Raw genomic sequence first — 14194 nt, forward strand, 5'->3', positions numbered from 1 at the left:
AGGGGGCCTGGGGGAGGCCCTTTCTTCAGAAAGGGCCTCCCCCAGTTTTTCACCTACCCCATGCGGGCGGAGGCGATGTTGTCGCAGAACCAGCGGTAGGTATCCGCGAGTCCGCTTTCCAGGGAAAATGTGGGTTCCCAGCCGAGGGAGTGCAGGCGGCCGATGTCCAGGGCCTTGCGCGGCGTGCCGTCGGGCTTGGACGCGTCGAAGACGATCTCGCCTTTGTAGCCCGTCACCTTGGCCATGAGCGCGGCCAGTTCCCGGATGGTGACCTCGTGGCCCGAGCCGATGTTGACGATTTCCTCGTCGTCGTAGCGCAGGTAGCAGGCAATCGAGGCCCGGGCCATATCGTCGACGTGCAGGAATTCGCGCCGGGCCTCGCCCGTGCCCCACACGACCACCTGTTTGCTGCCGGCGAGTCTGGCTTCGTGAAAGCGGCGCATGAGTCCCGGTATGACGTGGGAGTTGACGGGCGTGAAGTTGTCTCCCCGGCCATAAAGGTTGGTCGGCATGAGGCTTATGGCCGAAAATCCGTACTGGCGGCGGTAGGCCTGGCACATCTTGATGCCGGCGATCTTGGCGATGGCGTACCACTGGTTGGTCGGCTCGAGGGGGCCGGTGAGCAGGCAGTCCTCGCGCATGGGCTGGGGGGCGAGCCTCGGATAGATGCAGGAAGAGCCGAGAAAGACGAGTTTTTTGACGCCCGCGTTTTTGGCCGCGTCGATGACGTTGGTCGAAATCAGCAGGTTGTCGCGGATGAAATCCGCCGGATACGTGGCGTTGGCGTGGATGCCGCCGACCTTGGCCGCGGCCAGGAACACCGCCGCCGGCCGTTCGTTGTCGAAAAAGGCCCGCACCGCCGCCTGATTGGTCAGGTCAAGCTCGGCGTGGGTTTTGGTGATGAGCGTCGCGCCAAGATGGCCCAGTTCCCGGGCGATGGCCGCCCCGACCAGTCCCCGGTGTCCGGCGATGTAAATTGGCCCCTGCAACAGGGCGTCATGGCTTGTTTCCATGGAGATTGCCCCTACCACGACGCGTCGATGCTGCCTAGAGCCGTGGTTCGGGAAAAATTGGAAAGAAGCCGGGGGAGAACCTTTTTGAAAAAAGGTTCTCCCCCAGACCCCCTCACCAAAAACTTTTAACGATAACTGCCTGTTGCCTGTGCTGCGCCAATAAAGCCAAAAAGTTTCGGAAGGGGAGAGCGCGAGAGGGGGCAACCCTTTTCAAAGGGTTCCCCCTCTCGCATGCCCCCGCTCCCAAAACGAATCGAGGGCGTTGGTGAGGTTGGTTGCCATCTCCCGGATCGCCTCGAAATCATTTGTCCGGGCCGGTTCCATGGCCAGGGCGGCCAGGGCGGCCAAGTCCGGCAGGCCGAGATTGAGCAGATTGCCCTTGAGCGCATGGGCCTGCTCGGCGCACTGCGCCCCGTCGCCTGTCCGGATGGCCTCGGCCAGCCCCGACAGCCCCGTTCGCAGCACCGCGGCGGCCACGCCGAGGGCTTCCTCGGCCTCGGCCGGGCTGAGTTGATGCGTCCCGACCAGGAAGTCCCGGGCCTGCTGGCGGTTGTCGGGCGTCATTTAGCCGCCGGCATGGGCTCGGAAACGAGGTTGACGAGCACTGTTTCCAGGTCGTTGATGCGGTAGGGCTTGGAAAAAAAGGCCGACATGCCGGCCTCGCGGCAGCGCGCGGCGTCCTCGGACGAGCTTTGGGCCGTCAGCGCCACGATGGGGGTGTCGATACCGGCCGCGCGTGCCCGGCGCGTGGCTTCCAGACCGTCGATGCCGGGCATGCGCAGGTCCATGAACACGATGTGGAAGGGCGTGTCGGCGTCACGGGCGGCCAGGATTTTGTCCAGGGCTTCCAGGCCGTTGTCGGCGAAGGTCTGCTGGCCCACGCCGAGCTTTTCCAGAATTTTCTGGAGCAGGAAGCGGTTGAAGGGGTTGTCCTCGGCCACCAACACCCGCAGGCCGCCGAGGTCCAGGGCCGGGGGCAGGGGGCCGTCGGTCGGCGGCGGCGCGGCGGCGGTGTCGGGCTCGGGCAGGCGCAGGGTGAAAAAAAACGTGCTGCCCTTGCCCGGCTGGCTGGTCACCGAAAGTCCCGTGCCGCCGAGAAGCCGCACGAGCCGGTCGGAGATGGAAAGGCCCAGGCCCGTGCCGCCCTGGTTGCCGGCCATGGTCTCGTCGGTCTGGACAAAAGGCTCGAAAATGCGCTCCCGCATACCCTCGGGGATGCCCGGCCCGGTGTCGCGCACCGAAAACTGCACGGCCACCGGTCCTGCATAGGCGAAGGGTTCCCGGGCCCGGCCGGCGGTCAGGGTCACGCGCCCCTGGGGCGTGAACTTGATGGCGTTGGAAATAAGGTTGAGCAGGATCTGCTTGAGGCGCACCGGATCGCACACCAGCACCCGGGGCAGTCCCGGGTCGTGCTCCAGGGCCAGGGTCAGGCCGCGCTCCGTGGCCAGCGGCTCCATGACCCGGCGGGTTTCCTCGAGCAGGCGTTCGAGGTCCAGGGGCGCGGGCCGGATTTCCAGGCGGCCGACCTCCATGCGGGAGAAATCGAGAATGTCGCCGAGAATGACCAGCAGCCCTTCGCCGGCCGCGCGCATGGTGTCCAGGCAATCGCGCTGCTCGTCGGTCAGCCCGGTTTTGCGCAGAATCTGGGTCAGGCCCAGGATGGCGTTTAAGGGTGTGCGGATCTCGTGGCTCATGTTGGCCAGGAAGGCCGACTTCATGCGGCTGGCTTCCTCGGCTTCCACCCGGGCCCGGATGAGGTTCGAGACGTCGACGAAGGACTCGATGCCGCCGGTGGGCGTCCCCGTGGCATCGAGGATGGGGGCGGCGTTTTTGAGGATGGTCAGCCGCTGGCCGTCGCGGGTCAGGATCTGGGACTGACGTTTCTGCACGGCCCCGTTGCCGGGCGCGGCCGGGTTGGCCGGGCTGGGCGAGGGCGGGGATTCCCGCAACAGCCCGGCCCGGTCGCGGCCGAGGGCCTGATCGCGACTGTAGCCGGTAATGGCCGTGAATTCGTCGTTTATGGTGACCACCACGTCGTCGCGGTTGACGATGCAGATGGCCGCGCCGGCGATGGTGATGACCTGTTCGAGAAAGCTTCTTTCGCGCTCCACCGAGAGTCTGGCCTCGACCAGCGGCGTGACGTCGATGAGCGACACGAGCAGGCCGGTCAGGCGGCCCTGGTCGAAGACGGGCTGGAGCTTGGCCGTGACGTCCCGGTCGCCCAGGCGGCGGTCGAAGGAGACCGGTGCATGGGCCACGCCGCGCCGGAAAAGGTCCAGAAAGGCGCTGGCCTGGTAATCCTCGGTTTCCAGGTCCAGGGCGGCCAGCCCCCGGCCGAGGATGTCTTCGGCCGGGCGACCGAGCAGGGCCAGGTAGCGGTCGTTTATTTCCATGACCAGGCCTTCGGGGGAAACGAAGGCGATGCCCTGGTCCAGGGCGTCGAAAATGGAGGACAGACGCGTGAGCCGGCCCGGCATGTCGCCGGGGGCCGCCTGTACGACGGGCAGGGGGGAGCGCCGCGCGGCGTGAAAACCGCCGGGCCGGCGATCCCGGTTAGGTGGGGCTGGTCGCAGCCGCCGCCTGAAAGACATCCAGGCGCTCCTTGTAGGGGGGGTGGCCGAAAAAGGCCGACCCGGACACCAACACGTCGGCGCCGGCCGCCACCAGGGCGGCGGTATTGTCCGGGGAGACGCCGCCGTCCACCTGGATGCGGAAGGAAAGGTCGCGTTCCCGGCGCATGGTTGCGAGATCCTTGATCTTGTCCAGACAGAACGGAATGAAGGACTGGCCACCGAATCCCGGGTTGACGGTCATTACCAACACCAGATCGAGCTGGGGCAGCAGGTATTCAACGTGGGAAAGCGGCGTGGCCGGATTGAGGGCCACGCCCGGAGCGGCGCCGAGACGTCGGATTTCCGAGACCACGCGCTCCAGGTGGACCGTGGCCTCGGCGTGGACGCAGATAAGGTCCGAGCCGGCCTCGCGAAAGGCGGCCAAGTAGCGCTCCGGCCGCTCGATCATGAGATGCGTGTCGAAGTACAGCTTGCTGCGGCGGCGCAGGGCGGCGATGATCGGCGGGCCGAAGGTGATGTTGGGCACGAACAGCCCATCCATGACGTCCAGGTGGACCCAGCCCAGGCCGGCACCCTCCAGGTCGGCCAGCTCGTCGGCCAGCCGGCTGAAGTCGGCGGAAAGCAGCGAAGGCGAAAGAATAAACGGTGCGGGCATGGCGTCTCCGGCTGGAGGGGTGGTCAAAATTCCTGTTCCAGGTATATGATAGGTTCATAGACCGGCCAAGCCCCGCGGTCAAGGAGCCGCCTCGTTCGGAGCGGCTTGCCGCCCGGTCTTCCGGTGCGGCGGGCAAGGCGGGCCGTCACCAAGGCCTTGTAACAATCTGGAAATACAACCTTTGAGAATCATTTGTGAATTCTGGCAAGAAGCTGCGTCACGCGTTTTCCGTGGCCTTGTCACCGAACCGTCACAGTCCGCCCATAGGTTTCGCCCGTGACCGGGGCATTTCGCGCCAATCGTGGCGCGACAACCATTTAGGAGGGTTCTCATGAAAAAACTTATTGGTATCGTAGCCGCGCTGCTGCTCGTGGCCTCCACCGCGTTTGCCGAAACCACCATCAAGGTCAACGGTTCCACCACCGTCCTGCCCATCATGCAGAAGGTCGTCGAGGCCTACATGAAGGCGCATCCGGATGTGAAAATTTCCGTTTCCGGCGGCGGTTCGGGCAACGGCATCAAGTCCCTGATCGACGGCTCCACCGATATCGCCATGGCCTCGCGCGCCATGGAGCAGAAGGAAATCGACCTGGCCAAGAGCAAGGGCGAGAATCCGGTCCAGACCGTGGTGGCCATCGACGCCATCGTCCCGATCGTCAACCCGGCCAACAAGCTCGAGGCCGCCACCCTGGCCCAGCTGAAGGACCTCTATACCGGCAAGATCACCGCCTGGAAGGACCTCGGCGGCGCGGGTCCGGTGGTCGTCATTTCCCGCGACACCTCCTCGGGCACCTACGAGACCTGGGAGCACCTGGTCATGAAGAAGGAGCGCGTGTTCCCCGGCGCCCTGATGCAGGCTTCCAACGGCGCCGTGGTCCAGGCCGTCAGCAAGAACAAGAACGCCATCGGCTATGTCGGCCTGGGCTATCTTGACGCCTCCACCAAGCCCCTGACCGTGGACGGCGTCAAGGCCACCGCCGAGACCGCCAAGTCCAAGAAGTACCCCATATCCCGCGACCTGTACATCTACACCAACGGCGCTCCCTCCGGCGCGGCCAAGGGGCTGGTCGACTTCCTGCTCGGCCCCGACGGCCAGAAGCTGGTCAAGGAAGTCGGTTTCGTGCCGCTCAGCTAGCCGTATCGTTTAACACACGCCCATTTACGCGTCCCGGTTCCGGTGTCGGGACCGGGACGCGCTCTCGGGAGAACTCGCATGGCTCTTTCGCGCAAAGGCAAGGACGATCTGGTCCGCAACGTCTTTTTCCTGACCGCCCTGTCCTCCATCGTGGCCCTGGCGCTCATCATGGTCTACCTGTTCGTGGAGGGCCTGCCGATTTTTGGCGTGGTATCGGTCTCGGACTTCCTGTTCGGGTCCCTGTGGTACCCGACCTCCGATCCGCCGGCCTTCGGCATCTTTCCCCTGATCGTGGCCTCGCTCGCCGTCACGGCCCTGTCCTCGGCCATCGCCATCCCGCTCGGGGTCATGACCGCCATCTATCTGGCCGAGATCGCCAGCCGCAAGACCCGCGACATTTTCAAGCCCATCGTCGAGCTGTTGGCCGCGCTGCCCTCGGTGGTCATTGGCTTTTTCGGCATGGTGGTGGTTGCGCCCTACCTGCAGGACACCTTCGACCTGGCCACGGGGCTCAACCTCTTTAACGCCTCCATCATGCTGGCCTTCATGTCCGTGCCCACCATCTGCTCGGTGTCCGAGGACGCGATCTACTCCGTGCCCCGCGAGCTCAAGGAAGCTTCGCTGGCGCTGGGCGCCACCCATTTCGAGACCATCACCAAGGTGGTGCTGCCGGCTTCGCTGTCGGGCATTTCCACGGCGGTCATGCTCGGCATGTCCCGGGCCATCGGCGAGACCATGGTCGTGCTCATGGTGGCCGGCGGCGCGGCGATCATCCCCACCTCCATTTTTTCGCCCGTGCGGCCCATGCCGTCGAGCATCGCCGCGGAAATGGCCGAAGCGGCCTTTCGCGGCAACCACTACCGGGCGCTTTTCGCCATCGGCATCGTTCTTTTCGTTTTCACGCTGGCCTTTAACCTCGTGGCCAGCTACGTGGCCGAAAAGCACAAGCAGGTCGGCGCGGCCACCCTGTAGGGACGCGCCCGTGTATTTTGCAAAGGCCGCAACGTAAGTCGCCAAGGAGCGCCAACATGAACGCCAACGCCATCACCCGCGCCGGCCTCACCCGCCGCCACCGCACCCAGAAGATCATGTGGGGCGTGTTCGGCATGTCTTCGCTGGTCAACATGGCCGCCCTGGTCCTTATCTGCGGCTTTTTGTTGGTCAAGGGCCTGCCGGCCATCTCCTGGAGCTTCCTTACCGAGATGCCGCGCGACTCCATGACCGCCGGCGGCATCCTGCCCTGCATCCTCGGCACCATCTACCTGAGCCTCGGCACCATGGCCGTGGCCTTTCCCCTGGGCGTGGCCTCGGCCGTCTACCTCAACGAATACGCCACCCCCGGCCGGACGCTGCGGCTCATCCGCCTTGGCATCAACAATCTGGCCGGTGTGCCTTCGGTGGTGTTCGGCCTTTTCGGCCTGGCCTTTTTCGTGACCTTTTTCGGGCTCGGCGTAAGCCTGCTCTCGGGCATCCTGACGCTGTCCATCCTGGTCTTGCCGGTGATCATCGGCACGGCCGAGGAGGCGCTCAAGTCCGTGCCCCAGACCTACCGCGAGGCCTCGCTCGGCCTTGGGGCCACCAAGTGGCAGACCATCCGGCTGGTGGTGCTGCCGGCGGCCATGCCGGGCATGCTGACCGGGGCCATCCTGGGCCTTTCCCGGGTGGCCGGCGAAACCGCGGCCATCATGTTCACGGCCTCGGTCTTTTTCACGCCGTACCTGCCGACCCACATCACCGACCCGGTCATGGCCCTGCCGTATCACATCTACGTCCTGGCCACGGCCGGCACCGAGATCGACAAGACAAGGCCCCTGCAATACGGCACGGCGCTGGTGCTGATCGTGCTGGTGCTCGGCATGAACCTGGGGGCCATCCTCTACCGGGCCAAGCTGCAAAAAAAGCGCTGATCCGGGCAGGGGAGGAGGCGGCAGCTTCGCAGGCGCTTGGCACAAGGGCTTTTGGGGCCGTATCGGGAGCAGATTTGCCGCAGGCAGGGAACAACATCGAGCTGAAAAGGCGGCGTGGCGCATCGTGCGTCGCGCCGCCTTTTGCTTTTGGACGCCGCGCGGGGGCGTTCCCGGGAGCCGGAGGCCGGCTTCGGGGACCGCGCCGCAAGGGAGAAGGCGCGCGGCAAACGGGCGTTGGCGAAATGGTCGCGGCTGTCCGCGGCGTGGCCGACGCCGTAGGCTGGGTCCAGGGAGGACAGGCATGACGCAACAGGTGCAGGGACCGGGACGCAAGAATTACGTGCTCGACACCAACGTTCTGATCGAAAACCCGGAAAGCGTGCTGCGGCTGCGAAACGGCGTGGAAAACGCCATCCACATTCCCTACCACGTGCTCATGGAGCTTGAAGGCTTAAAGAAAACCCCCAAACTGCGCCACATCGTGGCCAACGTCATCCAGGTCCTAAGCGACCACCGGGAGCATATCCACTTCATTCAGAACGACAAAAGCCATTCCGCGTTCACCGATATCGTCGACAACCATATCCTCGACGAGATCCAGGCCTCGACCATCGAGGACCCGGTGCTCGTGACCAACGACCGTATCTTGAAGCTCCAGGCCGAGCTTCGCGGCATCAAAAGCGAGGAGCTGCGCGATTCCAAGCCCTTCGAGTCCGAGTCCCAGCGCTTTACGGGATTTGTCGAGGAGGGCGAGGCGCTCGTCCCCAACTGCTTCACCTGGCGCGACGGCAAGCCCGTGCTCCACGCGCCGGACGGCGAAAGGATCGTCAACTACACCTGCGACGTCTGGAACGTGCGGCCGCGCACCGTCTACCAGAATCTGGCCCTGGAACTGATCATGTCCCAGCACATCGACCTGGTGTCCATCCAGAGCGAGGCCGGTTACGGCAAGACCTTTCTGGCGCTGGCGGCGGCGCTTTTCGCGGTGCAGGAGAAAAAGCAGTACGAGAAGATTTTCGTGCTCAAGCCCACCATCGAGATCGGGGCCAAGCTCGGCTACCTGCCGGGCGACGTGACCGAAAAGATGGAGCCGTACATGAAGTACGTCTTCGACCTGCTGGTCAAGCTCCACCGCTGCCGGGCGGCCAACAAGGTGTTTCTCAACCCCAACGACGAAATGCTGCGCATCAACCCGAAAAAATTCGAGATCCTGCCCCTGGCCTTTGTGCGCGGCATGAACATCGAAAACGCCTTCGTCATCATCGACGAGGCCCAAAACCTGTCGCGCACCGAGGTGCGGGCGGTGCTCACCCGCATGGGCGAGGGTGTCAAGTGCGTGGTGCTCGGCGACACCTCGCAGGTCGACAACCCCTATCTCAACGAGGCCAACAACGGGCTCAACTGGATCGTGCGCAAGTTCAAGGGGTTCCCCAACTACGCCCACATCGTGCTCAAGGGCGAACGTTCGCGCGGCCCCATCACGGACATGGTGCTCAAGTCGAAATTGTAGCCTGGGCCGAAAGGCGTTGAAAGGAAAAGGGCGGCCGGTCGGTCGCCCTTTTTGCTGGCCGCCTCAGTCCGCCTTGTCGGCGGGCGCTGGCTTGCGGCGCAACAGCCGCACCACGGCGGCTCCCGGTTCCCGGTCCGCAATCGGCCCAAATTGGGCGGCCTCGGTGTAATGGGCCGCGAAAAAACGGCACAGGGCCGCACCGTAGCCGGCGCAAAGCGTGGGGAAGCCGTATTCGGCCATGGAGCGGTCGAGGAAAATGACCCAGGTCGGGGGATGGGTCCGGTAGGCTTCCTCGATGCGGCGCGGACCGAAGGAATACCATTCCCCCGGGATGAGCGCGATATAGGGCGTCGGGTTGGGCAGGCCGGAAAGGAAGTTGAGCATGGCCCCTTCGGGCAGCACGGCCAGGGTGTCGCCGGGCCTGGCCTCCTGGCGCAGAGAGGCCAGGGTCTGGGCGATGGCCGGGCCGCGAAAGTCGGTTGTCAGCGTTCCCCGGGGCGAGGACACGGTGGCCGTCGGCGCGGCGAGCCGCGCGATTCCGTGCGCGACAAGGGGCCAGGGAAGCAGGATGCAGACGGCCACGGCGCAGGCGGCGCAGACCCGGCGGCGGGAGGCGTCCCTAAAAAGGCGCGGGAAAAATCCCACCAGCCACAAACACCACAGAGTCCCGGCCGGCCCCAGCAGCAGCGCGCCGTAATGGTAGGGCACCGCGCGCAGCACGATCTTGCCCGCCAGCGCCCCGGCCACCAGACACAGCCCGAGCCCGGCCACGCCGGCCGGACGCGACGCGGCGGGGAGACGGGGCAGGCGGATCGCGAGAACCAGCGCGGCCAGGGGCAAAAGCAGCGGCCAGCAGCGGGGCAGGAGCAAGATGGCCCTGCTTTGGACCGGAAAGGGCAGCAGGAAATAGGTCAACGCCAGGAGGAAAACGGGCAAAACGGCCGCAACAAGGCCGGGCAGGCGGTCAAAGGCGGTGCGCGTCAGGGCCAGACAGGCCAGATAGCCGGCCAGGACGGCCTGCAACACGAGCGACCAGCCGGCCTGCGCCAGGTTGCCGCGAATGTCGCCAAGCCCGGTTACGACCTTGAAAAACGGCAGATGCGTGATTTCCGGCATGGCCAGCATGCGCCACATGCGGGTGACGTTTGCCAGGGCTTCGCCGGCCGGCATGGCCGTCGACAGCGCCGCCACGGCCAGTGCCATGGGCAGGGCCGCGCCGGCGATGCCGAAAGCCGCCAGCACGGCCTTTTGCCGCCGGGGCAGGCCGCTTGCGGCGAGAGCCGCCGCCATGCCGCCGCCAAGGCCGATCAACCCGGCCAGGGCGCATTCCGGCTTGGTCAAAAGACAGCCGCCGACAAGCAGGCCAAGGGTCGCGCCCAGCCCTTTCGAGGGGGCGCGGGCAAAAAGCAGCAGCACCCAGATGCCGGCATAGAGCAGCAGCATGGCGTGGGTGATCTCGTGGGAATAGGGGGCGACGCTGCTGTAGTTGGCCAGGGGCGTGACCATGTTGCAGCCGGTCGTGGCCAGGAAATAGGCCAGGGCGGCCAGGGCGGCCCACGGTCCGGCCAGCGCCCGGACCGTTTTCCACAGGAAAAGGAGCGTGGCCGCCAACACGGCGAGGTTGGTCGCCAGCAGCGTCGTGCGCGTCGGCGAAAAAAGGGCAAAGACCAGGGCATTGCAATAAGGCGACAGGGGCCCGTTGAACGAGGCGACGTCGCGGTAGAGCACGCGGCCCTGGGCCAGCTGCCAGGGAATGTAGAGTTCGCGGCCGAAATCGATCTGGATGTCGCCGAAACTCCCCCATTGGCGGGCGATGAAGATCGCGGCCAGGGCGCAACAGCCAAGGGCCAGCAGACGTGCCGCCGTATCGGGGCATGGAGGGGAGCGTTTCACGGTAAGCGGGACGTATAGACCGGAACGGGCCGAAACAAAAGCCGCTGCCGGTGCGCAGTCTTCCCCGGAAAGAGGCGCGCGAAAAGCCCCGCCCCTTGCAACCGGAGGCGCATTGCGTGTATCAGTCGTGTAACTGGTGAATTTTCCGTTGCGCATGGGCGCTTGTTCCCGGCGACCCTCCCGCTGCCTCGCACGCGACCCCAAAAGGAGGAGACGGGGCCTTGACAGACCGTCATGCCATGAAAAAACAGCTTGTGTTCGGCTGCTCGCCATCCTGCTTCATCCTGGCCATTTCCCTGCCTGCCGTCGCGTTCGTGTTGCAGTGGCTGCTGTGGTCCGCGCTGGCGCCTTTTGGCTGGATTCTTTTTTTTCCGGCCGTGTTTTTCAGTTCGCAGATCGGGGGAATGGCCGGCGGGCTGGTCGCCACAGCGGAATCGGCCGTGCTCGGGCTTTGCTTCGTGGCCCCGTATTATTCCTTTCGGGTGGGAAGCTCGGTCAGCCTCGTTTCCGTGTTGGTCTTCGTGGGTATGGGCGTGCTTTTCAGCCTGACCCATGCCCGTCTCGGCCGGGCCAGGCGGGCCGCCGAGAAGGCCCTGGTCGCCTCGCGCGAGGCCAACGACCGCCTGCGCGCGGCCAACGGGGAGATCACCCGCCTCTATGAACAGACGCGGGAACTCGACGCGCTCAAAACCAATTTTTTCGCCAATGTGAGCCATGAGCTGCGCACGCCCCTGACCCTGATCCTGGGCTCCCTGGCCAAGCGTCTGGCCGAAGTGGATGCCTCCCTGGAGGCGCGGCGGGATTATCGCGTCATGGAGCGAAATGCCCGGTTGCTTCTCGAACACGTGACCGACCTGCTCGATGTGGCCCGGCTCGACGCCGGGCGCATGGAACTGCGGTACGTGCGCTGCGACATGGCCCGGCTGGTGCGGTTTATGGCCTCGTGCTTCGAATCCCTGGTCCTGGAGCGCGGCATTTTGCTCACCGTCGACGCGCCCCGGGCGGTTGCGGCCGAGGTCGATGCCGAAAAGGTCCGGCGCATCCTGCAAAATCTGCTGTCCAACGCCTTCAAGTTCACGCCGAACGGCGGGCATGTGGAAGTCCGCCTGGAACAAACGGACGGCATGCTGCGCCTGACCGTGGCCGATGACGGTCCGGGCATCCCCGAGGACCAGCGCCAGGTGGTCTTCGAACGTTTCCGCCAGCTCGAGGCCGGCGAGGACCGCCCCCACGGCGGCACCGGGCTCGGGCTGGCCATCGCCAAGGAGTTCGCCATGCTCCACGGCGGCGATGTGTCCCTGACGACGAATCCGGTCGGCGGGGCCGCCTTCACCGTCACCCTGCCCGCGGCCGCTCCGGCCGGGGTCACGGTCCACGACGCCCCGGACAACGGCCGCGTCGAACCCTATCACCCCGTCCTCGCCGCCCCCGCCGTCTCCCCCGGATGTCGCCCCGGGGGCAGGGACGGGGCGCCCCTTGTCCTTGTCATCGAGGACAATGCGGACATGCGCGACTACCTGCTCGATATCCTCGGCGACCGCTACCGGACGCTTGCGGCCGTAAACGGCCGGGAAGGGCTTGCCGCCGCCAAGGCCCACCACCCGGACCTGATCGTTTCGGACGTGATGATGCCGGAACTGAGCGGCACGGACATGGTGCGCGAACTGCGCCGCGACCCGGCCCTGGACAAGGTGCCCGTGGTCATGCTCACGGCCAAGGCCGATGACGCCCTGCGCCGCCGGCTCATTGCCGAACGTGTCCAGGACTATCTGGTCAAGCCCTTCGACGCCGAGGAGTTGCTCGCCCGCATCGGCCGTCTGCTGGCGGATACGGGCCGCCATGCCCAGGACCTCGGCGCCAGCGAGCGGCGTTTCCAGGCCACCTTCGAATTGGCGGCCTTGGGCCTCGCCCTGGTCGGTCCGGACGGGCGCTGGCTGCGGGTCAACAGCAAACTGTGCGCTATCGTGGGGTACACCTGCGATGAACTGCTCGGCATGACCTTTCAGCACATCACCCACCCGGACGACCTCGCTGCCGACATGGCCCTGGTGCGGCAGGTGCTGGCCGGGGATATCGACACCTATAGCCGGGAAAAACGCTACATCCGCAAGGACGGCTCCCTCGTGTGGGTCAACCTGACCGTGGCCCTGGTCCGGGATGCGGCCGGGCGACCTGACTACTTCATCGCCGTGGTCGAGGACATCGACCGCCGCAAGCGCGCCGAGGAGGCGTTGCTGCTCTCCCGGGACGAGTTGGCGCAGGCGGCCGAGCAGGCGAAACTCCTGGCCAGCCGGGCCGAGGCCGCAAACCTGGCCAAAACCACGTTTCTGGCCAACATGAGCCACGAGATCAGGACGCCCTTAAACGGCCTGATGGGCATGATGCAGTTGCTCAAGACCACGGAACTCGATGCCGAGCAGCGCCAGTACGCCGAAATGGCCATCCGTTCCGGCGGCCGGCTGACCAGGCTTTTGGGCGACATCCTCGATCTGTCCCGCATCGAGGCCGCGCGTCTGACCCTGCACGTTGCCCCCTTTCGACTGGCCGACGTGTTCGCCGCCATCACCGAAACCTTTGCCCCGCTGTCCCTGGAAAAGGGGCTGCCGCTCGTCTGCCGGCCCGACCCGGACCTGCCCCGGATCGTCAGCGGCGACGAGACGCGGCTGCGGCAGATTCTTTTCAACCTCGTCGGCAATGCCATGAAGTTCTCCGCCGTCGGCGAAGTGCTGGTGGAGGGGTGGGACCTGCTCCCGTTGCCGGACGGGCGGGCGCGCCTGCTTTTCGCCATTTCCGACACCGGGGTGGGCATCCCCGACGACAAGCTCGACACCGTGGGGGAAGCCTTCACCCAGGTGGAAACCTCCTATACCCGCGAGCAGCAGGGGGCGGGGCTCGGGCTTGCCATCTGCCGGGAGCTGACGCGGCTTATGGGCGGTTCGCTGACCATAGAAAGCGAAGTCGGCGTGGGCACCACCGTCTGGCTCATGCTGCCGTTCGCGCTGCCGCACGGGGAGCATGCCCCCGTCGATGCGCCCGAGGCCGGGCCGCCTGCGGCACTGGGCGCCTACCGGGTGCTCGTGGTCGAGGACGACCAGGTCAGCCGGCTGGCGGCCAAGGGGCTGCTCGAGAAAATGGGCTGCGTGGTGGAACTGGCCGGCGACGGGAAGCAGGCGGTGGAGGCCGTGGCCCGGGCACGTTTCGACTGCGTGTTCATGGATATTCAGATGCCGATCCTAAGCGGCCTGGAAGCCACCCGGCGCATCCGCCGGGCCGGGCACGCCGACCTGCCCATCGTGGCCATGACCGCCTACGCCATGGGCGGGGACCGGGAGAAGTGCAAGGCCGCCGGCATGGACGACTACATCGCCAAGCCGGTGGAGCGCCAAAGCCTGGAGCGAGCCCTTACGCGGGCGCTTGGCCCGCGTACCTGAGACGCGGCGGACGGCGCGGCCGGCGCTTCGGAGCGGCGGGGTCGGGGCCCGGCCGCCTTTTGCCATCAAACTGTAAT

At 65.9% G+C, this 14194-nt stretch carries 10 protein-coding genes; 5 read left to right on the forward strand and 5 right to left on the reverse strand.

Translation table 11 applies throughout. From position 1 onward, the window contains the following. Positions 1-53 precede the first annotated feature (53 nt). From ACMZ6R_RS07230 to rpe, 4 genes are all read right to left on the reverse strand, one after another. Positions 54-1013, reverse strand: a complete 960-nt coding sequence (locus ACMZ6R_RS07230) for a GDP-L-fucose synthase family protein (protein WP_416110242.1) — start codon at positions 1011-1013, stop codon at positions 54-56. A 210-nt stretch (positions 1014-1223) separates the two neighbouring features. Beyond that, positions 1224-1577, reverse strand: coding sequence for an Hpt domain-containing protein (locus ACMZ6R_RS07235; protein ID WP_416110243.1), 354 nt, complete (start codon positions 1575-1577; stop codon positions 1224-1226). Further along, complete coding sequence (locus ACMZ6R_RS07240; protein WP_416110244.1) at positions 1574-3604, reverse strand: ATP-binding protein; 2031 nt, start codon at positions 3602-3604, stop codon at positions 1574-1576. The genes ACMZ6R_RS07235 and ACMZ6R_RS07240 overlap by 4 nt, the downstream gene beginning before the upstream one ends. Continuing rightward, the gene (gene rpe / locus ACMZ6R_RS07245) at positions 3567-4241 is read right to left on the reverse strand and encodes a ribulose-phosphate 3-epimerase (RefSeq protein ID WP_416110245.1); all 675 of its coding nucleotides are present in this window, start codon (positions 4239-4241) and stop codon (positions 3567-3569) included. The genes ACMZ6R_RS07240 and rpe overlap by 38 nt, the downstream gene beginning before the upstream one ends. 331 nt (positions 4242-4572) lie before the next feature. Between rpe and ACMZ6R_RS07250 the strand changes: the two genes are divergently transcribed. The 4 genes from ACMZ6R_RS07250 to ACMZ6R_RS07265 all read left to right on the forward strand — a co-directional run bounded on the left by ACMZ6R_RS07250 (position 4573) and on the right by ACMZ6R_RS07265 (position 8793). Continuing rightward, positions 4573-5376, forward strand: coding sequence for a PstS family phosphate ABC transporter substrate-binding protein (locus ACMZ6R_RS07250; protein WP_416110246.1), 804 nt, complete (start codon positions 4573-4575; stop codon positions 5374-5376). A gap of 78 nt (positions 5377-5454) precedes the next feature. Beyond that, on the forward strand, positions 5455-6348 hold the full coding sequence (pstC, locus tag ACMZ6R_RS07255; RefSeq protein ID WP_416110247.1) for a phosphate ABC transporter permease subunit PstC: 894 nt from the start codon (positions 5455-5457) through the stop codon (positions 6346-6348). Between the two features lie 56 nt (positions 6349-6404). Further along, complete coding sequence (pstA, locus tag ACMZ6R_RS07260) at positions 6405-7283, forward strand: phosphate ABC transporter permease PstA (protein ID WP_416110248.1); 879 nt, start codon at positions 6405-6407, stop codon at positions 7281-7283. Positions 7284-7584: 301 nt separating this feature from the next. Next, positions 7585-8793 carry a PhoH family protein gene (locus ACMZ6R_RS07265; RefSeq protein WP_416110249.1) on the forward strand — a complete coding sequence of 403 codons (1209 nt, stop codon included), beginning with the start codon at positions 7585-7587 and terminating at the stop codon, positions 8791-8793. Positions 8794-8856: 63 nt separating this feature from the next. On the opposite strand, the gene ACMZ6R_RS07270 is transcribed toward ACMZ6R_RS07265, so the two are convergent. Further along, positions 8857-10686 carry a hypothetical protein gene (locus ACMZ6R_RS07270; protein ID WP_416110250.1) on the reverse strand — a complete coding sequence of 610 codons (1830 nt, stop codon included), beginning with the start codon at positions 10684-10686 and terminating at the stop codon, positions 8857-8859. A 221-nt stretch (positions 10687-10907) separates the two neighbouring features. Between ACMZ6R_RS07270 and ACMZ6R_RS07275 the strand changes: the two genes are divergently transcribed. After that, complete coding sequence (locus ACMZ6R_RS07275) at positions 10908-14117, forward strand: ATP-binding protein (protein ID WP_416110251.1); 3210 nt, start codon at positions 10908-10910, stop codon at positions 14115-14117. The last annotated feature ends 77 nt before the right edge of the window (positions 14118-14194 follow it).

This window comes from Solidesulfovibrio sp. C21, from assembly GCF_047785625.1.
GTDB lineage: Bacteria > Desulfobacterota > Desulfovibrionia > Desulfovibrionales > Desulfovibrionaceae > Solidesulfovibrio.